Source organism: Rhodococcus sp. H29-C3 (assembly GCF_030063405.1).
In the GTDB taxonomy this organism is placed as follows: domain Bacteria; phylum Actinomycetota; class Actinomycetes; order Mycobacteriales; family Mycobacteriaceae; genus Rhodococcoides.
This window is the reverse complement of sequence record NZ_JASITC010000001.1, coordinates 755,990-777,838: the sequence shown is the minus strand read 5'-3', so window position 1 is coordinate 777,838 and position 21,849 is coordinate 755,990. Positions and strand designations below refer to the sequence as shown.

Annotated in this window: 17 protein-coding genes and 1 pseudogene; 12 read left to right on the top strand and 6 right to left on the bottom strand. The window is 61.8% G+C overall.

Features of this window, described 5'->3' with window-relative positions; genetic code table 11:
• Window positions 1-153 precede the first annotated feature (153 nt).
• On the bottom strand, window positions 154-387 hold the full coding sequence (locus QMK32_RS03805) for a DUF8691 family protein (RefSeq protein WP_269302292.1): 234 nt from the start codon (window positions 385-387) through the stop codon (window positions 154-156).
• Window positions 388-497: 110 nt separating this feature from the next.
• Entirely contained in the window at window positions 498-3,029 is a 2,532-nt protein-coding gene (locus QMK32_RS03800; RefSeq protein WP_283473061.1) for a winged helix-turn-helix domain-containing protein, read from the bottom strand.
• A 503-nt stretch (window positions 3,030-3,532) separates the two neighbouring features.
• On the opposite strand from QMK32_RS03800, the gene QMK32_RS03795 reads away from it, so the two are divergent.
• Both QMK32_RS03795 and QMK32_RS03790 read left to right on the top strand, forming a co-directional pair.
• Window positions 3,533-4,798, top strand: coding sequence for an aspartate kinase (locus QMK32_RS03795; protein ID WP_283473060.1), 1,266 nt, complete (start codon window positions 3,533-3,535; stop codon window positions 4,796-4,798).
• Between the two features lie 5 nt (window positions 4,799-4,803).
• On the top strand, window positions 4,804-5,826 hold the full coding sequence (locus QMK32_RS03790; RefSeq protein WP_269302295.1) for an aspartate-semialdehyde dehydrogenase: 1,023 nt from the start codon (window positions 4,804-4,806) through the stop codon (window positions 5,824-5,826).
• A gap of 63 nt (window positions 5,827-5,889) precedes the next feature.
• Here the strand turns inward: QMK32_RS03790 and QMK32_RS03785 are convergent, their stop codons facing one another.
• Window positions 5,890-6,966, bottom strand: coding sequence for an ABC transporter ATP-binding protein (locus QMK32_RS03785; protein WP_283473059.1), 1,077 nt, complete (start codon window positions 6,964-6,966; stop codon window positions 5,890-5,892).
• A gap of 188 nt (window positions 6,967-7,154) precedes the next feature.
• On the opposite strand from QMK32_RS03785, the pseudogene QMK32_RS03780 reads away from it, so the two are divergent.
• A pseudogene (locus QMK32_RS03780) lies at window positions 7,155-8,968 on the top strand (multicopper oxidase family protein).
• A gap of 359 nt (window positions 8,969-9,327) precedes the next feature.
• Here the strand turns inward: QMK32_RS03780 and QMK32_RS03775 are convergent.
• The 3 genes from QMK32_RS03775 to QMK32_RS03765 form a co-directional block, all read right to left on the bottom strand.
• Window positions 9,328-10,212 (bottom strand): alpha/beta fold hydrolase, encoded by an 885-nt coding sequence (locus QMK32_RS03775; RefSeq protein ID WP_283473058.1) that lies wholly within the window; start codon window positions 10,210-10,212, stop codon window positions 9,328-9,330.
• Window positions 10,213-10,314: 102 nt separating this feature from the next.
• Window positions 10,315-11,091 (bottom strand): acetoacetate decarboxylase family protein, encoded by a 777-nt coding sequence (locus QMK32_RS03770; protein ID WP_283473057.1) that lies wholly within the window; start codon window positions 11,089-11,091, stop codon window positions 10,315-10,317.
• An 8-nt stretch (window positions 11,092-11,099) separates the two neighbouring features.
• Complete coding sequence (locus tag QMK32_RS03765; protein ID WP_283473056.1) at window positions 11,100-11,849, bottom strand: alpha/beta fold hydrolase; 750 nt, start codon at window positions 11,847-11,849, stop codon at window positions 11,100-11,102.
• Window positions 11,850-12,098: 249 nt separating this feature from the next.
• Between QMK32_RS03765 and QMK32_RS03760 the strand changes: the two genes are divergently transcribed.
• The 9 genes from QMK32_RS03760 (at window position 12,099) to QMK32_RS03720 (ending at window position 21,820) form a co-directional block, all read left to right on the top strand.
• Window positions 12,099-12,680, top strand: coding sequence for a TetR/AcrR family transcriptional regulator (locus tag QMK32_RS03760; protein WP_269302311.1), 582 nt, complete (start codon window positions 12,099-12,101; stop codon window positions 12,678-12,680).
• Complete coding sequence (locus QMK32_RS03755) at window positions 12,677-14,215, top strand: flavin-containing monooxygenase (RefSeq protein WP_283473054.1); 1,539 nt, start codon at window positions 12,677-12,679, stop codon at window positions 14,213-14,215. Before QMK32_RS03760 ends, QMK32_RS03755 begins: the two co-directional genes overlap by 4 nt.
• Window positions 14,212-15,930 carry a GMC oxidoreductase gene (locus QMK32_RS03750; RefSeq protein WP_283473053.1) on the top strand — a complete coding sequence of 573 codons (1,719 nt, stop codon included), beginning with the start codon at window positions 14,212-14,214 and terminating at the stop codon, window positions 15,928-15,930. Before QMK32_RS03755 ends, QMK32_RS03750 begins: the two co-directional genes overlap by 4 nt.
• A complete protein-coding gene (locus QMK32_RS03745) occupies window positions 15,918-16,604 on the top strand; it encodes an acetoacetate decarboxylase family protein (protein WP_283473051.1) in 687 nt (228 codons plus the stop codon). Before QMK32_RS03750 ends, QMK32_RS03745 begins: the two co-directional genes overlap by 13 nt.
• A 50-nt stretch (window positions 16,605-16,654) precedes the next feature.
• Window positions 16,655-17,212: a Fur family transcriptional regulator gene (locus QMK32_RS03740; RefSeq protein ID WP_349307545.1), complete on the top strand. Its 558-nt coding sequence runs from the start codon at window positions 16,655-16,657 to the stop codon at window positions 17,210-17,212.
• A gap of 12 nt (window positions 17,213-17,224) precedes the next feature.
• A complete protein-coding gene (locus QMK32_RS03735) occupies window positions 17,225-18,739 on the top strand; it encodes a catalase (protein WP_283473050.1) in 1,515 nt (504 codons plus the stop codon).
• Window positions 18,740-18,783: 44 nt separating this feature from the next.
• Entirely contained in the window at window positions 18,784-19,257 is a 474-nt protein-coding gene (locus QMK32_RS03730) for a Dps family protein (protein ID WP_186627218.1), read from the top strand.
• An 89-nt stretch (window positions 19,258-19,346) separates the two neighbouring features.
• Window positions 19,347-20,039 carry an HAD family hydrolase gene (locus QMK32_RS03725; RefSeq protein WP_283473047.1) on the top strand — a complete coding sequence of 231 codons (693 nt, stop codon included), beginning with the start codon at window positions 19,347-19,349 and terminating at the stop codon, window positions 20,037-20,039.
• Window positions 20,036-21,820, top strand: coding sequence for a glycoside hydrolase family 15 protein (locus QMK32_RS03720; RefSeq protein WP_283473045.1), 1,785 nt, complete (start codon window positions 20,036-20,038; stop codon window positions 21,818-21,820). The genes QMK32_RS03725 and QMK32_RS03720 overlap by 4 nt, the downstream gene beginning before the upstream one ends.
• The last annotated feature ends 29 nt before the right edge of the window (window positions 21,821-21,849 follow it).

Below are 21,849 nucleotides of genomic sequence, written 5' to 3'. Positions count from 1 at the left end.
GGCTGAAATGGTTATCGACCGGCGCGAAGAACCCCGCGACGGGAAGCCAGTCTGATTCAGACCCCGTCGCGGCGATCGAGGAGGAGCGCACGCTGCATGAATAGAGTGTACTACCGCGAGCGCAATCCCCGTGCCGGGGTCAGTGGGGAAGTTTCAATCGGGAAGTCTTCGCAACTCGACGACGGTCAGTCCCAACGCGTCGAAACGCGCAAGCATCCCGCGCAAGGCGGTCTCGTCGTCCACCGGGCCGAACAGCCGGGTGAACGGCATCGGGACCTCGGTGGTGGCGAGATCGGGGAAGGCAGCCTGCGCACGTTCGGACAGCTCACCCTCGACGAGGAATTCGTACCGAACTCTGCGGGTGTTGGTATCGGCGGGCTGAGCCATGGTGCTGCTCCTTCGCGGTCCCTGCTTGCGTTATTACCAGGTTCCGCGCCCCCGGCCACCGCGGCATCACCCGCAGATGGTGAACCCGCGCATTGTCTTCGATCGACGCATCACAGCAGACCGAGCTCGTGCGCGGCGGCAATCGCGTCGCGGCGCGATCTGACCTCGAGCTTGCGGTAGATGCCGCGCAAATGCGTCTTGACTGTGTTGACGGACACGAAGTGATCGGACGCGATTTGCTCGGCAGTACGCCAGGACGGCAGCTCGCGGAGCAATTCCAGTTCGCGGCGGGTCAGTGCCCCCGACATCTTCGACTCGGCCTCAGCAGGATTCCTCGGTACAACTTCGCGGGCACGATCTGCGAATGGTTCGAGAAGACCGAACCGTCCGCGATTGTGGGTGAGAATATCCCGCACGGTGGCGCCACCCTCGGCGAACGGCAGCAGTATCGCCTCGGGTTCGGCCTCGGCAAGAGCGCGGCACACGAGCTCGAATGCGCGTGCTGGATTGCGTCGTGCCAGTGCGACGTTTACGGCAGCGATCGTGGCGCGGATGGTGGTCGTGAAGCTGGCGCATCGAAGCTGACCGCCGAGAATTGCCGACAGTTCGGTGTCTGCGGCCTCGAAGCGTCCGTGCACGCGGTGGATCTCGGCGGACAACAGGGCAACCTCGCCGACCTTGCCGAGCCGTCGCCTCGTGACGGCTACCAGCTCGGTGGCCCAGAGGGTCTCGCCCGCCGTTAGATATCGACGCTGGACCATCGGCGCCAGCAGTGCCTCGTAGGCAGGAATGACCGGGTGAACCGACTCGATCCACTCACGGCCTGCGGCGCTCACCACCTCGACAGCCCCGTTCATCACGAGAGCCGCGCGCTTGCCGTACTGCGCGACGGCGGAATCAGCGGATCGACCGATGCTCGACCACACATCCTCCGCTGCCACGGGCGTCGGGGCCATCCGGATATGGGCAACGAGAAGTTCGAGCGATTCGGCGACCGAGAAGAGCGGAGTATCGGTCAGTGCGTGCAGGCGTGCGTAGGTGACGGCGCGCTGGCCACGGGCAATGGCCTCGGTCAATCTACCGGTGAGAAAGCAGATCCCGGCCGAGGTCACCAGGCAGGTCGTGACAACCGCTGGGAGATTTCCAGCCCGACCGTTCGCAACAGCGTCCTCGAGGTAGCGCTGCGCCTCGGTGGTTCGACCGAGATGCAACTCGGCGAGTCCGGCGATCAGCAGCGCGTAGGAATCGAGTTCGGGCGAACCGGATTCGCCGAACTCCACCTCTTGCAAGCGCCCCAAGGTGTCCTCGATGTCCTTGCCGACCTGCACTGCCGCGTGAACCTCTAGAGTTCGACGCAGGATTTCGAGATCGAAGCGCGCAAGCTCGTCGACTGGCCTGCGCCGTAGCGCCGTCAGCGTCGAGGTTGCCGGTGCGACACTCCCGGCAGCCAATAGTGCTGCTGCGCTGATCAACTGAACGATCTCGTGCCTACGTACCGGAGACGGGCTGTCGTCGATGGCGATCAGAATTTCCGAAGCATTGCCGCGAAGTACGAGTCCGAGACCGGATGTGCCGAGGATGTCGAGAATCGATCTCGAATCACCAGCGTGCACGCTGTGCTGCAAAGCCTGCAGTGGCTGTCGATAGTCGTTGAACCACGAGGATGCGACGCGCTCGAGGCTTCTGATCTGCCCGGCGCCGAGACGACAAATTTCGGCACGAAGATAAGCACGCATCAGTGGGTGATATCGGTAGGTGGGTTCGGATCCGGGTATCTGATCGATGAGAAAGTTCTGCGCCAGCAGGTGATCGATAGTGGCCTGCGCACCCCCGACGCCGGTCAATTTCTCGGCGAGATCGGTTGTGAACCATTCGGGTACGGAGGTTTCGATCAGGAACGTACGAGCATCATCGGGTAATCCGGCCAAGATCTCGTTCACGAGGTAGTCGACGACCGTGTGCTGTGTTCCGGTGAAACCGTCGATGAGTTCGGGAGAATTCGCGCCACCGCTCAGCGTCATCGCAGCCAGCCTCAGACCCGCTGCCCAGCCCTCGGTTCGCTTCATGACCTTCGTCAGATCGTTTCGGGCAAGGGCGATTCCGGATCGATGAAACATCTCCGACGCTTCATCGGTGGTGAATGCCAAGTCTGCTGTGGAAATGTCGCGAACGAGCCCGTCGAGTCGAGGTTTCTGCAGTGCGAGTGGAGGTTCGAATCGTCCAGCGAGGATGATTCGGAGATTGCACGGCGGCCAATGCAGAAATGTACCCAGAAGTGCCAGGACTTCACGGTTGTGCAAGAGGTGGGCGTCGTCGAATATCAGGCAGATCTGTGCGTCGACGCTTTCGATGGCCTCGACCAGCAGTGCGCTGAACTCCGAGTAGGACGGATCGTTGACGGACGGAAGGGATCCGACAGCAGACGCGAGGTGGGGCGATCCGCACTGGGCGAGCGCCGAGACGGCGCACGCTCTGAGTACGGCCACGTCGTTGTCGGATTCGTCGATGGTGATCCAGGCGAGAAGCGTGCCGCCTTCGGCGTCGATCGTATGGACCCAATCGACGAGCAGGGTCGTTTTGCCTGAACCTGCGGGGGCCGTGATCACAGCGATGGGGCTGCGGTCACCCGTCGGTTCGAGCATGGCCAGAAGGCGACGTCTCCGAATCGTGGCGCTGGATCTCTGTGGTTTTCGGCTCCGCACTCTCGGTGCGGCGCAATGCAGCGTATTCATATACGACCGTCTCCCGACGAAAAGGCCACACGGAGGTTGCTGGACGCGTCGATAATATTCCACTCGAAGTGATCTTGTGCGACGAAAGCGATATTCGGTACTAACCGGTATGTTCTAGTTTCTTTGCGGGTGCGGCGTGCCTTTTTTTGGCATGGATACTGGATACGCCGAATGGGGAAAGCGGAATATGTCGCTGTGCGGTTTCTTCGGTTGAAATGCATGGGCGTCCCATTTGTCGTGAATGACACGACTTGTCCGGTGACCAGCCCACCCGCACCATGTCGCCGCAGGTAGAGGGCTCCGACGAGCCCTCCCCGGAACACCCAAGGCTGCTGGCGACGACATACCTCGGTAAGGTGGCGGGGCCAGATGCACCACAAACACACATGAAATTGCACCGGAGGTACACACGCGTGGCTCTCATCGTCCAGAAGTACGGCGGATCGTCGGTGGGAACCGCCGAGCGCATCCGACGCGTTGCTGAACGAATCGTCGAGACCAAGAAGGCCGGCAACGACGTCGTCGTCGTGGTCTCCGCCATGGGCGACACCACCGACGAACTGCTCGATCTCGCCAAGCAGGTGTGCCCAGCGCCACCCGCCCGTGAAATGGACATGCTGCTCACCTCGGGTGAGCGAATTTCCAACGCACTGGTCGCGATGGCTATCCACTCCCTCGGCGCCGAGGCTCGTTCCTTCACCGGATCGCAGGCGGGCGTCGTGACTACCAGCGTGCACGGCAATGCCAAGATCATCGACGTGACACCGGGGCGTGTCCGCGACGCACTCGACGAAGGTGCGATCGTGCTCGTCGCCGGGTTCCAAGGCGTCAGTCAGGACAGCAAGGACGTCACGACACTCGGCCGCGGTGGTTCCGATACCACTGCCGTCGCACTCGCCGCGGCGTTGAATGCCGACGTGTGCGAGATCTACACCGACGTCGACGGCATCTTCACCGCCGATCCGCGCATCGTTCCCAACGCCCGCCACCTGAGCGCAGTCTCGTTCGAAGAGATGCTCGAAATGGCGGCATGCGGTGCCAAGGTGCTCATGCTGCGATGCGTCGAATATGCCCGTCGATACAACGTTCCCGTACATGTTCGGTCGTCGTACACCACGAAACCCGGAACAATCGTCTCCGGATCTATGGAGGACATTCCAGTGGAAGAAGCCATTCTCACCGGCGTCGCACACGATCGCAGTGAAGCGAAGGTCACCGTCGTCGGTCTGTCCGATGCACCTGGCTACGCAGCCAAGGTCTTTCGCGCCGTCGCCGATGCCGAGATCAACATCGACATGGTGTTGCAGAACGTATCCAAGATCGACACCGGCAAGACCGACATCACCTTCACCTGCCCGAAGTCCGACGGCCCGCGGGCAGTGGAGATGTTGACCAAGCTGCAGGGTGAGATCGGCTTCGCTCAGGTGCTCTACGACGATCTCATCGGCAAGGTCTCGCTCGTCGGCGCAGGCATGAAGACCCACCCCGGTGTTACTGCGACGTTCTGTGAAGCGCTCGCCGACGCCGGCATCAATATCGATTTGATCAGCACCTCGGAGATCCGTATCTCGGTATTGGTCAGTGACACCCAACTCGACGAGGCTGTGCGCGTACTACACGCTGCCTTCGAGCTTGGCAGCGACGAAGAAGCTGTCGTGCACGGCGGAACAGGACGGTAGAAAAGATGACAACAGTCGCAGTAGTGGGCGCGACCGGTCAGGTCGGTGCTGTCATTCGAACCTTGTTGGAGGAACGCAACTTTCCCGCCGACACGGTGCGGTTCTTCGCCTCGGCGCGATCCGCGGGCAAGAAGCTGCCGTTCCGTGGGGAGGAGATCGTCGTGGAGGACGCGTCGACGGCCGATCTCGCAGGCATCGACATCGCACTGTTCTCTGCCGGCGCCACGCTCTCACGTGCGCAGGCACCACGGTTCGCCGCAGCAGGTGCAGTCGTCATCGACAACTCTTCGGCATTCCGTAAGGACCCCGAGGTGCCGCTCGTCGTCAGCGAAGTCAACCCAGAGGAAGCGAAGAACCCTCCGAAGGGCATCATCGCCAACCCGAACTGCACCACCATGGCCGCGATGCCCGTCCTGAAGGTTCTGCACGACGAAGCGGGCCTTCGACGCCTCATCGTCAGCAGCTACCAGGCAGTGTCGGGCAGTGGGCTTGCAGGCGTCGAAGAACTCGCCACGCAGGCACGGGCCGTCATCGGTGACGTCGAGAAGTTGGTGCACGACGGATCTTCGGTGGACTTCCCGGCTCCGAACAACTACGTAGCGCCGATCGCGTTCAATGTTCTTCCGCTGGCCGGAGCGCTGGTGGACGACGGATCAGGCGAGACCGACGAGGATCAGAAGCTGCGTAACGAATCGCGGAAGATCCTCGGACTCCCGGACCTGCTGGTCAGTGGCACCTGCGTGCGCGTCCCTGTGTTCACTGGGCACTCACTGTCGATCAACGCAGAGTTCGCGAACCCGCTCTCGGTGGAACGTGCTCGTGAGCTTCTCTCAGCGGCACCGGGTGTGACGTTGGTGGATGTGCCGACGCCGTTGCAGGCTGCAGGCAAGGACGATTCCCTCGTCGGGCGTATCCGGCAGGACCCGGGCGCTCCCGAAGGCCGCGGGCTCGCGCTGTTCGTGTCGAGCGATAATCTTCGTAAGGGTGCTGCGCTCAACACCATTCAGATTGCGGAGCTGCTGGTCTAGATCTACCCGATCTGCCTCCCGGTTGTGCGATCGAGCACAACCGGGAAGCGGATCGCAATGGGCTCAGCCCAGGCGGTGCCCGTCGCCAGATGCGTCGAACAGATGCGCATGGGCCTCGTCGAACCGGACGTGCACGACCTGGCCCTTCTGTGGTGGATCACGCCAGTCGGCGCGCGCGACGATCGTCTGCGTCCGGCCATTGATATCAGCGCGACCGAACACGAACGCTTCCGAGCCGAGTTCCTCGACGATGTCGATCTCGAGCTTCACTCCCGAGTCTGCGATCTGCACGTGTTCGGGCCTGATCCCGAACACGACCTCCGCCCCGGATGACGCCGCAAGGGCCTCGCGCTGAACCGGAATCACTTGATCACCGATCTGCACCCCGCCGTAGGTAATCGGCAGCCTGAACAGATTCATCGACGGCGAACCCATGAAACCCGCGACGAACACGTTGACCGGGGTTCGGTACAGCTCGCGCGGTGAAGCGCACTGCTGCAGCACTCCACCCTTCAAGACTGCGACGCGGTCTCCCATCGTCATTGCTTCGACCTGGTCGTGCGTCACGTAGACCGTGGTGGTGGCCAACCGCCGTTGCAGTTGGGCGATCTGGGTACGCGTCTGCACCCGCAACTTGGCGTCGAGGTTGGACAGTGGTTCGTCCATGAGAAATACCTGCGGCTGACGCACGATGGCGCGCCCCATGGCGACTCGCTGCCGTTGACCACCGGAGAGTGCCTTGGGCTTCCGGTCGAGGTAGTCCTCCAGGTCGAGCAGCCTCGCAGCCTCGAGCACTCGCGCGTTGATCTCTTCCTTGCTCGCCTTCGCAAGCTTGAGCGCGAAGCCCATGTTCTCGGCGACGCTCATGTGCGGATAGAGCGCATAGTTCTGGAACACCATCGCGATGTCGCGATCCTTGGGCTCGGCGTCGGTGACATCCTTGCCCCCGATGAGGATCCGTCCGCTGTTCACTTCTTCGAGACCAGCAAGCATGCGGAGCGAGGTGGACTTGCCGCAACCGGATGGGCCGACGAGGACGAGGAACTCGCCGTCCTCTATCTCCAGGTCCAGTGCGTCCACTGCAGGCGCATCCGAGCCCGGGAAAAGCCTGCTCGCGCGATCGAAGGTAATCGATGCCATGTTCTGTGAAATCCCTCCACCGGCAGGAACGTGCCGGACGATCCGAGTGTGGGGTATCGACGGGTGCCGACGAAGGAACATAGTATGGGCGCGGTCACACCGGTGGGCGGGAGGGTAGCCCGCGGAACGACCCAGGTGGGCGGGAGGGTAGCCCGCGGCATGACACGGTACGGGCGAAGGGTGTGGATGTGGACGGTATTTCGCGCAGGTCGGTCTTTCGGAGTCTCGCTCTGGTTGCTGCCGTTGCCGGGGGTGCAGCGCTGCCGTCGAGTTCGGTAGCTCGGCGGGCTTTTGCCGACGATATCTTCGGCGGCCGTAGCCCATTGCTGTTCCATTCGCCCACGCTTGCACCGTTTCGTGACGAGTTGCCGAGGCTGCCGGTTGTCGGGGGTTCGCAGGTGTCGCTCGATGCGCGGAGTGCGATGCATTCTTTCCATGCTGATCTCCCGGCCGGTCCGACGTTCGGATACGGCGAACTGGATTATCTGGGCCCGACCATCGAGTCCGTGCAGGGTCAGCCGTGGACGTTGAACTACACCAATCGCACCGAAGGCAATCCGCTTGCGGCCGATGTGGATACTTCGCTGCACGGGATGAGCGAGCAGGACCGGCACATGACTCCGACGTCGCTGCATCTGCATGGGAGTATCACTCCACCCGACAGTGACGGCAACTCCGAGATGCTCGTCCGTCCGGTGAATCTCTCACTCATAGGTTTCCGGGGCTCAACGAAGCTGCCGGGTTGTGGTACCACGATCACGCGATGTCGATGACGCGCATCAATGTCTATGCGGGTCTGGTTGGAGTGAATCTGGTTCGGGATCAATTCGATTCGGGCCTCGCCGACAACTCTCTGGGCTTGCCGTCCGGTGAGTTCGAAGTGCCGTTGGTGCTGCAGGAAAAGATCATGAATCCTGACGGCCGTATGAGTATCAGATCCAATATCACTGTCCCCCAGGGAAAATGGGAAGGTGGCGCGACCGGAGACGTCGGCGTCGTCAACGGGAAGATCTGGCCGACGATGGAAGTGGCACGGGGGCTGTACCGCTTCCGCATCGTCAATGCCGGCTCCTACAGTGTGTGGAATCTGTTCTTCGGCAACAGGATGCGGTTCTGGGTGATCGGGAACGACGGCGGGCTTCTCGATGCGCCGGTGCAGACCGACAGTATTCGACTGGCGCCGGCCGAACGGGTCGATGTGTTGGTCGATTTCGGCTCGCTGGCACCCGGCGAACTGGTCGAGCTCCGCAACGACGAGCCGCCACCCGCCCAGGCTGCATCGTTGGGAGCGGTTCCGATGCCGTTGTTCTGCCAGTTCAGGGTGGCATCGGGCCGAGGATATGTCGGTGACGTCATGACGATGTATCGCGGAGGCAAGGGTCAGCCACCATTGCTCCCGATGGTTCCTACGGCCCAGGTTCAGCGGACGGTGACCGTCAATCAGCCTTCGGCAGGGTTGTCGTTGGCACCGCCGATGATGACGCTCAACAATCTTCGCTACAGCGACCCGGATATCGAGATGCCGACGCAGGGCGTCGTCGAACAGTGGAACATCGTCAACACCACCCTCGAACCCCACCCGATTCACCTGCATCTGGTGCACTTTCGAACGCTCGGCCGAGCGCCGGTGGATCTGACGGCGTACATGCGAGACAGCCCGCGTCCGGACGTCGGCGTCAAGTGGGCACCCGACGTCGAGCGATATGTGACCGGGCCGCTGTCTCCGCCGGCCGCATGGGAGTCGGGCGCGAAGGACACCGTCAACACCTATCCGGGGACCGTCACGCGAATTCTGGTGCGATTCCCCACGGCCGACGAGCTCGGATTCGATCCCGATGCAACTTTTGCCGGTCCTGCGCCTGTGCTCGATGGCGGCCATGCAGGTCACGAGGCTGGCGGTGGGCAGGCGAGCTCGACCGAGCTGCAGGGTTACATGTGGCACTGTCACATGCTTGATCATGAGGATCACGAGATGATGCTGCGTTACCGACTACGTGCCTAGTCGCGTCGATGCCACACGGAAAGCTCAGGCCGAGACGACCCACCCGGTTGCTATCGACTACGCGGCGGCTGAGGAAACTACTCTCAGCTTCCGAGTTCCTGCCCCTGCCAGTTGCAAGCCGCTGGTCAACGCGCTAGCTGTGGGTGGGGGGTGCTCGTCGGACCGCGACAGGGCCGACGGGTGATGGCCGCTGCTGAGACCCCGAGGCGGATGAAAGTTGGCGTAAAACTCATCTTCACCCGCCCCAGGACCTCTTCATCTCCCGCCTCGCCAGACCTCCAGCCAACCTGCGCTACGACTCCAGATTTGGAAGGACAGCTTTGCTTTTGGAAGGTCGACGGCGGGACCGCATGCAGGCTTCACGTCCACCGTTCGACGAACGCACCCACGGCGGTGTTCGCGGTATCGGGGTGTGATGCAGTCAGGAAGTGTTGTCCCCCGTCGACGATCTGGAGTTCGGCTGAAGGAGATTGCGTGAACTGTGAGATTCCATGCTCGGCGTTGGCGACGGAGTAAACCTGATCGGCAGTGCCTTGTACCCACAGCACTGGGCACTTCACTTCGCCGAGGCGTGCCTCGAGGCCATCCCGATCGCGGAGATTGACCGTGCTCGTCCGGAGTCGGCGCCGGCCCTCGTCTCCGGTGTAGTTGGATCGGTAGGTTTGCAGCCAAAAATCGCGTTCTTCCTCGGAGACTACTTCGCCCAAGCCGGCGCCAAGGACGGCGTTTACGAAATCGTCTCCTACCACCCAGTCGTCACTGACAGGCGTCGATAGTGCATCAATGGATGGGCTGCAGAATTCTGACCCGTTCCAGCAACCTCTGTCCATGCTCGCTTGGCTCTCGAAGTCCATGGAGGTGCCAAAGATAACGATTCCCTGGATGACATCAGGAGCAAGCATCGCCATCCGCGTGGCGATCCATCCTCCTTGGGAGGTTCCGAGCGCGAACGATTTTTTGATGCCGAGTGCCTCGAGGACCTGCAGGTTCGCGACTGCGCTGTCCCAGTAGGTGAACTGACGGTAGTTGGCGCGGGTTGCGCCGTGACCGTAGGGCTCGATGGCCAGGAGGTTCATAGCCGCATTGAGCTCTGCGTTGGCGAATTGAGGGCGGTACAGCTCCACGGACGTGGTGAACGAGTTGGCCATGACCATGGTTGGCAGCGACGCATCGTATTCGCGTCCGAACTTGTAGCCGATGGTGGATCCGCCAAGGTGGGGGATATCGATAGTTTTCGTAGTCATCGAGGTCCTTCTGGGTTCGAGTGAGGAGGGGATTCAATCGGGCTGGAGCCGACGCACGCGGGCAAAAAAGTGGTCTGCTGTCAGCAGGAGCGACAGGCTCTACTAGAGGTTTCCGGGATCAGGGTCCTCGAGGTAGTCATGGATGACTCGGCCCATTGAATATGTGAATGTCACGTCGCCGTATAGGAGTGAGGTGACGTTCAACGGGGTGGTCGGAGCGAGCTTCGCCGCGGGATGCCCGTCGGGCATCGTAAACGTGATGTCGTCGACCGACGCGTCGAAGAGTTCGACGGTGAACGGGAGAGGAAGCTCGATAAGTTGACTCAGCGCTGCGTACCCGCCAGACGGTTCTGGGATCTGGCGGTGACTGTAGTAATTCAGATGCCCGCCAAGGTTGCCGACGGGCGTGTCGGTGACGCTTGCCGACACCGTGATGGCTGCGCTGTTGTCGATGCTCAGGGTGGAGGTGAGCTTGCTTCCCTCCAGTTCCGCGGTTCGTGTGCCGAGCATTGCCGGGATGCCGGAGGATTCTCGCGCGTACGAGATGACTCGCTGGGAGCTGTTCCAGTAATACGCGAAGTATCGGCCCGGAATCGCCATGGCGCCGTCGGCTGCGAGACTGTCGTGCCCGTCGATTTCAACCGTCAGGTACGTCAGGGAGAACCCCCCAAACCCGCTGCTCTGGTCGGCTTCGATGTCGTACATATTCATCTGAACTGTGTTGTTTTCGTGCGGAACCAGGCCCGGGGGAAGCATTTCCTGTAGCGCTTCGCGGTCGGATTGATAGCCCACGATCACCATGCGTGCATCGCGGATGAGTTGGGGAGCCTCGGGTGCCCACACAGTGGGGGGCATGCCCCGATACGGAACCTTGGTCATGATGGATCTCATTCCTGCTTGTCGGTGAATGCGTCTTCCCAGAGCCGCACGGTCTGGACCGGCGCCTCGACCATGGGGTAGTGGCCGGCGTGCTCAATGGCGACCATCGAAGCGTTGGGGAGCGAGTCGGCGGTTTCTTGCAGGTACTCCTTGCTGACGAATGGATCGCTTTCCCCATAGGCCAATATGACTCGGCCGTGGTATCCGGGGAGTTCGCTGCCAAAACTCGCGTTGCTCCAGTTCGCCAAGTAGGCCTCCCACACTTCCCGGTCCAGAACCGTTTGCGATCGCGCCACCAGGTTTTGAAGCTGAGCGTCACTGAGGTGCGGAGCCAGTCCGCCCAACGTCGGGCCTGGATCGGAGTACGCAGAGGCGAATCCCTCATACGTTGCCTTGTCGAACGGGGTGCCGAAAGGCGAGACGGGAGTTAGCGCGACCACTGAGCTCACACGATCCGAAGCCACAGTTGCTATTCGGAGGGCGGTCGCGCCGCCCATCGAGTGGCCAAGGATCGCGAACTTGTCCCAGCCAATGTCGTCGGCCGCAGCTAGAGCCGCCGCCGCCATGCCATCGATGCCGTCCGTAGGCGAGTCAGCGTCGGAACGGTTCGGGCCATAGCCAGGGAAGTCGACAAAAGCGTAAGTGAATTTGTCGAGATTCGTCTCCAATCGGGCCGCGGCCCACACAGCACTATCAAGCGCCCACCCGTGCAATACGAGCACCCGGATATCGCCAGAACCTTCCACGAATGGCGTCATACTTCCTCCTCAAGCGACCGAGCGATCGCTCGGTATTACCGGCTGACTATATGAGCCAGTTCACATTCTGTCCACGATTCGACGAGACTCACGAGAAGTGTCCGCGAAGCGCTCTCTGTGCTTCACGTAAAAATGCCCACGTAGCGGTGAGTGTGGGCACCCGCCTCGGCGAGCAGGTGCGTGGCTGCGATCTCACCACACTTACAATCAGTCTGGACTGTTTGTTGATTTCAGGCTACAGTCGCGCATGTGACCCAGAGCACTCAGCCGCAAGAGCGGCGCACGCAGGCGCAACGCACTGCCGGTACACAGACGAAATTGCTCGACGCGGCAATCGACTGCCTGGTCGAAAAGGGTTTCGCAAAGACCAGCACACAAGAGATAGCCCGTCGCGCAGGCGTGTCCCGCGGAGCGCAATTGCACCACTTCCCGACCAAAGAATCGCTGTTCATCGCCGCCGTCGAACATCTGGTGGACAAGCGGCTGGCCGAAATCCTCGCGGCGAATACCGATGGCACCCGGGGCGTCGAACTTCTCAGCGAAGCGTTCTCCGGACCGCTGTTCTACGCCGCCCTCGAACTGTGGGTGGCCGCGCGAACCGACCCGATATTGCACGAGGCAATGGTCCCGCTGGAACGCAAGGTCGCCGACGCCATTGCCGGCGGGGCCACCGCAATCATGGGTAAGACGATGTCGCCCGAATCCATCGAACTGAGCGTAGAACTCGCTCGCGGACTGGCGGTGTCGTCGATATTTCGTACTTCCGACGCCGACGCCCAGTTGCGGGCCCGACTTCTCCCGGTATGGGAGGCAAAGGTGATCCAGTCATGACAAAAGCCGAATCGGTCCTTGCCGAGGAATCCACTCCTCTTGAAAAATCTGCGTTGCCGAAATCGGTGCACGTACTTGTTGTGGGAGCCGGGTTCGCCGGTATCGCCGCGGTCTCCCGCATCCTGCAGGACGACCCCGACGCCGACGTTCTCGTCATCGAACGAGCACACGAGATCGGCGGAACTTGGCGTGACAACACCTATCCGGGATGCGCCTGCGACGTCCCGACCTCGCTGTACTCCTTTTCCTTCGCACCGAGCCCCGAGTGGTCGCACACCTTCGCGCGTCAACCTGAGATCTACCGCTACCTGCGCGGCGTCGTCGACAAGTCGGGTCTGGGTCGCAGGATCATCACCGACTGTTCGCTCGATGCGGCACGATGGGATGCGGCGCAGAACATCTGGATCGTAGAGACGAGCAAGGGCATCGTGCACGCCGACGTCCTCGTTGCCGCCACCGGTGCATTATCGACCCCGAAGTTTCCTGACGTACCCGGTCTGGAGAAGTTCACTGGCACGGTATTCCACTCGGCGACGTGGGATCACGAGCAGGACCTGACTGGTCGCCGCGTAGCGGTCATCGGTACCGGCGCGTCCGCTGTCCAGTTCGTTCCCGAGATCGTCGACCGCGTCGAACGGCTGACGGTATTTCAGCGAACGCCCGCGTGGGTAGTTCCCAGGCTGGACCGCACCCTCGGTAAAGCCGAACGCATGCTGTATCGGAAGTTCCCGGCTGTCCAAAAGGCAGTACGTGGAACGATATACAGTTACCGCGAGCTCTACGTCACCGCGCTGGCGCACAACCCCTGGGTGCTACCGGCGGTGTCGGTGGTGGCCAAGGCTCATCTGCGCAGGCAGGTGAAGAACCCTCTGACCCGAGCTGCGCTGACTCCGGACTTCACGATCGGCTGCAAGAGAATGCTTCTCTCCAACGATTGGCTCTCCACTCTCGATCGGCCCGACGTCGACCTCGTGACCAGCGGCCTGACCGAAATCACCGCCGATTCCGTGCTCGACGCGTCGGGAAATCACTATCCGGTGGACACGATCATCTTCGCCACGGGGTTCACGCCGACGGAGCCTCCGGTATCGCACGCTCTGACAGGCCTCGACGGGCGCACCCTCGCCGAGCATTGGGACGGCAGCCCCAACGCATTCCGCGGCACCACGGTGCATGGGTTCCCCAACCTGTTCCTCATGTACGGGCCCAATACGAACCTCGGTCACAGTTCGATCGTGTACATGCTCGAGTCGCAGGCGAACTATCTCGCCTCCGCACTCGAACAGATGCGCGAGGGCGGGATCGCCAGCGTCGAGGTCACCGAAGCAGCTCAGCGGCAATATAATTCGTGGATTCACGACTCGTTGGCAGGAACGGTGTGGAATTCGGGTGGCTGCTCGAGTTGGTATCTGGATGCGGAAGGCCGCAATCCGGTGATGTGGCCGACCTACACCTTCACCTTCCGAAACTCGACTCGGACCTTCGACACTGCGGACTATGTGAGTACGGCAGCACTGAAAGGTGTTCGGGTATGAGTGATTTCGACGTCCTCGTCATCGGATCAGGGTTCGGCGGTAGCGTGGCGGCCTTGCGCGCAGTGGAGAAGGGATACCGCGTCGGAGTACTCGAATCCGGTCGACGTTTCACCGACGACGAACTGCCGAAGACCAGTTGGCGGCTTCGAAAGTACTTGTGGGCGCCCGCTATAGGTTGCTACGGCGTGCAAAGAATCCATTTACTTCCCGATGTCCTCGTGATGGCGGGCGCAGGTGTGGGCGGTGGCTCACTCAACTATGCCAACACTCTGTACCAACCCCCGCGCCGATTCTTCGAGGATCCGCAATGGGGGCACATCACCGACTGGCATCGGGAACTCGCGCCGTACTACGACCAGGCCAAACGGATGTTGGGCGTGGAGACGAACCCGACCATCACGCCCTCGGACAAGGTCATGAAGGAAGTGGCCGAGGACATGGGAGTCGGGGACACCTTCACCAGTACGCCGGTCGGTGTCTTCTTCGGAACGCCAGGGCAGGAGTCGGAGGATCCGTTCTTCGGTGGCGTCGGGCCAACGCGCACCGGCTGTACCGAGTGCGGATCGTGCATGACGGGATGCCGGGTCGGGGCCAAGAACACTCTTGTCAAGAACTACCTTTACCTGGCAGAAAAAGCTGGTGCACAGGTATTTCCACTGACAACCGTGACGGCTGTTCGGCCCGCGCCAGGCGGTGGATTCGAGGTTTCCACACGTAGGACCGGTGGCAAGCTTCGCCGAAGCGTCACCGTGCTGACGGCCGACCAAGTGGTCTTCGCAGCCGGTACGTACGGAACTCAAAAGCTGATGTTGGCGATGAAGGAGACTGCGGGACTGCCGAATCTGTCGAACAGGATCGGTTCACTGGTACGGACCAATTCCGAAGCAGTACTCGCCGCGACCGCACGTGGCCGCGAGGTCGACTACACCGAAGGCGTCGCGATCACCTCATCGTTCCATCCCGATGATCACACACATATCGAACCGGTTCGATATGGCAAGGGCAGCAATGCAATCGGGCTTTTGCAGACTGTGCTGAGCGACGGTGGCGGTAAAACGCCTCGTATTCTGAAGACTCTCTGCGTGGCGCTACGCCATCCGGGAGCGGCGTTTCGCAGCCTGTCCGTCCGTCATTGGTCGGAGCGGACAGTGATCGCGTTGGTGATGCAGACCGACGACAACTCGCTCGAGCTCGGCTCCAAGTCCGGTGTCTTCGGCAGGCGCCTCACCTCTCGGCCCGGAGCCGGCGACCCGCCACCGCAGTGGATCCCGCAGGGCCACGAGGCAATCAGGCTGCTCGCGGACAAGATCGGCGGCGACCCGGGAGGGTCGATGGCCGAGATCGTCAACATCCCGATGACTGCCCACTTTCTCGGCGGATGCGCTATCGGAGACTCGGCCGACACGGGCGTCGTCGACGCCTATCACCGTGTCTACGGACACGTTGGTCTCCATGTGGTGGACGGTTCGGCCGTCAGCGCCAACCTCGGTGTCAACCCATCGCTCACCATCACCGCCCAGGCCGAACGAGCTATGGCGTTGTGGCCGAACAAGGGTGAGCCGGACCGACGTCCAGAACTGGGAGACGGGTACCGTGAGATCCTCCCGACGTCGCCGAGAAGCCCGGTAGTACCTGCCGCTGCTCCTGGCGCACTGCGACTGCCGTTGACCGTCGTTTCGGTCGACTCTCCCGGAGGTTCGACATGTGGAGCGTGACAGAATCCCAATCGACGAGAACCGAGTGGCCGGAAAGTCCGCCGCCGCCGTGGCCTGCCGAAGTGAAAGCCACCATCTGGTGGCATCGGGCTCGGCCCGCCGGGCGTGCGCTACTGAGTAGTCGGACGATTCCGATCACGGTGGTGATGGTCATCGACTACCTGAACTCACCGGTCGGGCCGTACCGCGAGGTTCTCGCCAGTCCGGTGTTGTGGCGTCCGGGCCGTGGAATGGGTCCGATGCCACGAATATCGGTTCCGTTCATCGCCGTCGACTCCGAGACTTCGGTGCACGGTGGCCGTACCCATTGGCATCTACCCAAAGTTCTCGCGGACTTCGGCGGCGACGTACTTGCCGACGCCTCGGTATCGGCTGCAGGGGTGTCAGGTGAAGGGTCGTCGGGAGACGGTTGGTCTGTGCGCACGTCGGCGAAAGGTATCGGCCCGAGCTTCCCCATCAAGGGTGCGCTCGGGTTCGCGCAGCCTTCGGACGAGGGTTCGGTTCTGGCGACTGCGCGGTTGACGGGTAAGGCACGGCTCGCGCGGGTCCAAGTCGATGCGTCGGGTCCGAGCTTGGGCAAGTGGATCACTCCGGGCATCCATTTCGGGTTGCAGATCGTCTCGGGCCGGATGGCCACGGGGGTATCAACACTGCTCAGCGGCGGTCGCGTGTAGTTAGCCTGCCTTTTCTTGACTAATTCCAGAAAAGGGGCATACTCGAATGCATGCCACTGAACGACGCCACACTCGAACCCACCGCGCAATTGCGCTCGGTGGGTTTGCGAGTGACGGCGCCACGGGTGGCGGTTCTGACTGCGGTTGCAGCCCAACCGCATTCGGATGCAGATGAGGTAGCAGCAGTGGTGCGATCCCGCATCGGCTCGGTGTCCACGCAGGCGGTATACGACGTTCTTCGTGCCTGCGTCGGTGCCGGACTTCTCCGACGGATCGAGCCTGCAGGTTCTTCTGCGCTGTACGAAAGCAGAACCGGCGACAATCACCATCACCTGGTCTGCCGCGTATGTACAACAGTGGTCGACGTCGATTGCGTCGTCGGCCGATCGCCATGCCTCGAGCCGTCGGATTCTCATGGATTCGTCGTCGAGGAAGCCGAGATCGTGTTCTGGGGGCTCTGTTCCGACTGCGCATCGACACACGATTCGCAACTCGACTCGAACACGGCACCTTCGGCTGCATCCGCTCGAAACGCCATTGCAACGCAGGCGGCGTCGAACCAAGCCTTCCGGGCCAGTCCCTCGGTCGGCAACCACTCATCAACTTAGGAGGCTGTGCATATGACGAAGCCAACCACCACCAATGGCGGAATCCCAGTCGCCAGCGACGAGCATTCGCTCACTGCAGGCACGCAGGGTCCGATCCTGCTACATGACCATTACCTCATCGAGAAGATGGCGCAGTTCAACCGCGAGCGTGTCCCGGAGCGCGTCGTCCACGCCAAGGGCGCAGGTGCATTCGGTGAACTCGAAATCACCGGTGATATAAGCAAATTCACGAAGGCCAAGGTTCTCCAGCCCGGCGCCAAGACCGAAATGTTGGCACGCTTCTCCACGGTGGCGGGCGAGCAGGGTAGCCCGGACACCTGGCGCGATCCGCGCGGATTCTCGCTCAAGTTCTATACCGAGGAAGGCAACTGGGACCTCGTGGGCAACAACACCCCGGTCTTCTTCATGAGGGATCCGATGAAGTTTCAGGACTTCATTCGGAGCCAGAAGCGCATGCCGGACTCCGGATTGCGCGACAACAATATGCAGTGGGACTTCTGGACGCTCTCTCCCGAGACCGCGCATCAGGTTACGTGGCTCATGGGGGACCGCGGCATCCCGAAGTCTTTCCGCCACATGGACGGATTCGGTTCGCACACCTACCAGCTGATCAACGAGGCCGGTGAACGCAACTGGGTGAAGTTCCACTTCAAGACCGACCAGGGCATCGAATTCTTGACGCAGGCCAAGGCTGACGAACTTGCCGGAACCTCGCCCGATCATCACCGTCAGGATCTGTTCGGCTCCATCAAGAAGGGTGACTTCCCCAGCTGGACGCTCAAGGTGCAGATCATGCCGTACAACGAGGCAGAAGACTACAAGTTCAACCCGTTCGACCTCACCAAGATCTGGTCGCAGAAGGATTACCCGCTGATCGAGGTCGGTAAGATGACTCTCAATCGCAACCCGGAGAACTTCCACGCCCAGATCGAGCAGAGCTCCTTCGAGCCGTCGAACATCGTTCCCGGCATCGGGTTCAGCCCGGACAAGATGCTGCTCGGCCGGGTCTTCTCCTACGCCGATGCACACCGCTACCGGATCGGCGCCAACTACGCGCAGCTGCCCGTCAATGCACCGAAGGTTCCGGTCAATTCGTACTCCAAGGACGGGTCGATGCGGTACTCGTTCAATTCCGCCGACACCCCTGTGTACGCACCGAATTCGTACGGCGGACCGAAGGCCGACACGAATACGTACGGCGACGACGGATCCTGGGACTTCGAGCCACGGTTCGTGCGCACCGGTTACGTCGAGCATCCCGAGGACGGTGACTTCGTTCAGCCAGGGACGCTGTACCGCGAGGTGATGGATGATGCGGCGCGGGAGCGCTTGGTAGGCAACATCGTCGGACATGCGCTCAACGGCGTGACCGAGGAAGTACTGGTTCGAGTCTTCCAGTACTGGTCGAATGTGGACCCAGAACTCGGCAAGAAGGTCGAAGAAGGTGTCCGTGCAGGTCAGTCCGACGCCGAGCCGACGACGAGTCAGTCGCCGACCGCTCCTGGCGACGAGGCCGCAAAGGTCTAGTCGCTCACGGCTCCTTCTCTCCGACTCTCATTAGGAGGCACATCATGAACAACCCCATTACCAGTTCACTCGACGCCGGACAGCAGAAGATCGCAGGCGACGCGCTGCAGGGCACCGTCGTGGACCTGATCGATCTGTCCTTGATCGCCAAGCAGGCGCACTGGAACGTCATCGGAAAGAACTTCCGTTCGGTCCACCTCGCTTTGGACGAACTCGTAGCCGCAGCGCGAGAGTTCACCGACTCGTCGGCCGAGCGCGCCACCGCTATCGGGGTCAGCCCGGACGGCCGCTCCGCCACGGTTTCGGCGACAGCGGGAACCAAGGGAATCGGTGACGGTTGGACCAAGGATGAGCAGGTCATCGCCGCAGTGGTGGATAACCTCGCCGCGGTGATCGATCGCCTACGCGGCCGCATCGCCGACACCGAGGCGGCCGACCCGGTCACCCAGGATCTGCTGATCGCGATCACCGCACGACTCGAGCAGCTGCACTGGATGTGGCAGGCACAGGTCGGCTAATCGCCCCAACGATACGAAAGAGGGCCCCTCGCATGCCGAGGGGCCCTCTTTGTTGTTTCGTGGCTGTACGCCTCGGGTACGAGGGTGGAATGAGCGAACTCTCGCGTGGCCAAGGTTCAACTGCGGTGCTGTTCGATATCGACGGCACGCTCGTCGACTCGAACTACATCCACGTCGACGCCTGGTCCAGAGCATTCTTCGAGGCAGGCGTTGCCGTGCCGGCCTGGCGCATCCACCGCTGCATCGGAATGGACGGTGGCAAACTGTTGGAGTCGCTGGTCGGATCTGCGGACAGCGACATCGCAAGTGAGGCGAAGAGCCTTCACAGCGAGTACTTCCGACAGGCAAGTCATCGCCTGCAGGTTCTTCCCGGCGCGAGGGACCTGCTGAAGCGGCTCGAAGACCGCGGATCGATCGTCGTGTTGGCGACGTCGGCACCCGAATCCGAGCTTGCTCTTCTTCGCGATCTGCTCGACGTCGAGGACATCGTCGCGGTCGTGACATCCGCAGAGGACGCCGAGGTGGCGAAGCCGAGCCCGGAGATCGTGGAGGTCGCACTGGCACGGGCCCACGTATCGGCGGGCAGCGCGGTCATGGTCGGTGACAGCGTGTGGGACATGAAGGCCTCCCGCAAAGCGGGGGTGGTCTGTCTCGGTGTTCGGTGCGGCGGCGTTGCCGACGCCGAACTACGCTCTGCCGGTGCGGAAGAAGTGTACGAGGATCCCGCCGACCTGCTCGGCCGGCTCGAGTCGAGTGCGATCTCGAGGCTGACCGCACCATGAGTCGTGAGCACGGATACACCGCAATCGAGAACTATGCCGCCATCGGAGACGGGCGAACGGTAGCCCTGATCGCAATGGACGGCCGGATCGATTGGTTGCCCATTCCCAATCTCGACTCGCCGCCGACGTTTGCGGCACTTCTCGATGCCGAGCATGGCGGAAGATTCGAAATGTCACCGGCTGAGCCGTTTACAGTCGAACGTGAATTCGTCGAAGGCACAAACGTTTTGACCTCCACCTACCGAACCGCAACCGGTTCGGTGCGAGTAACCGATTCACTCAACACCGGAGTGGCGGGTCGATTGCCGTGGCTGGAACTGGCCCGTCGAATCGACGGTGTCGAAGGTGTGGTCGACATGGAGTGGCGGGTCGCGCCGGGAACGATGATGGGCAAAGCATCGCCATGGGCCTACGACACTTCCCACGGGACCGTTCTGCGTGTCGACGGAGTGACGCTGGCCGTACGAACCCTCGAGGCCGACGACGTGACCGTCGAAGAACAGAACATCCACGGCGTCTTCACCACGAGTGCTGGATCGCGGCACCTCGTAGGACTGGCCGGCACCGAAAACGAACCACTGCACATCCCGGACCCACGGGAGGTCGACGAAGGTGTCGACAGAACCATCGCGAACTGGCGTGCGTGGACCGACGAATTCCAGTACGACGGCCCATGGGCGGCACACGTGGCTCGGAGTGCACTCGCGCTGAAGTTGTTGATTCATAGCCCTTCCGGTGCCATTGCTGCCGCAGCGACCACGTCGTTGCCGGAGAATCCTGCGGGAGGTAAGAACTGGGACTACCGCTACGCGTGGGTTCGTGACACCGCATACACACTCAGAGCTTTGATTCGGTTCGGGCTGCGCGAAGAAGTACACGCCGCCGTTGCGTGGCTACTGAAAGTCATCCGGGCAAACGGTCCCCTGGTCAATGTCTTCTACACCCTCGGTGGTGAATTACCTGGCGGAACCGAACAACCCGACGTGCCGGGTTGGCGTGGCATCGGGCCCGTCGTGAACGGTAATCGGGCAGCAGATCAACTGCAGCTGAGCATCTTCGGAGATCTCTTCTCGATTATTCGGTTGTACGTCGATGCAGGCAATGTGCTCGATGCTTCCACTGGTCGACTCCTCGCGACGATCGCAGACCAGACGTGCGATTCCTGGCAGCAGCGAGATGCGGGAATCTGGGAACTCGAGGACGAGCAGCATTTCACGAGCTCGAAGCTCGGATGCTGGCAGGCACTCGACTGCGCTGTCTACCTCGCCGAGGACGGCCAGATCCCCGGCATCCCCGACAGGTGGAGAGCCGAGCGAGAGCGAATCAGGTCGTACATCGAAGAGAAATGCTGGTCGGACGAGCGGCAGTCCTACATGGCTTATCCAGGCGCGGAAGGGCTCGATGCGTCGGTACTGCTGGCGGCGGAGATGAACTTCGATCGCGGAGAACGCATGTCCTCGACCATCGATGCACTCGGTGCCGAACTCGGCGCCGGACCACTGCTCTACCGCTACACCGGGGTCGACGCCGAAGAAGCAACGTTCGTTGCCTGCGCCTTCTGGAGAGTGTCCGCACTCTCCCGCGTCGGCCGTGACGACGAAGCGATGGACCTGATGGACGAGCTGGTTGCCATGTCCAACGACGTCGGCCAGTACAGCGAAATGATCGACGCATCGGATGGCTCCTTCCTGGGTAACTTCCCGCAGGGATTGAGCCATCTGGCGCTCGTGAACGCGGCACTGACCATCGCGCGCTCGCACGATGCCACCACGAATCGATAGGGGAGCGATGAAAAGTGCTGGGCGATATA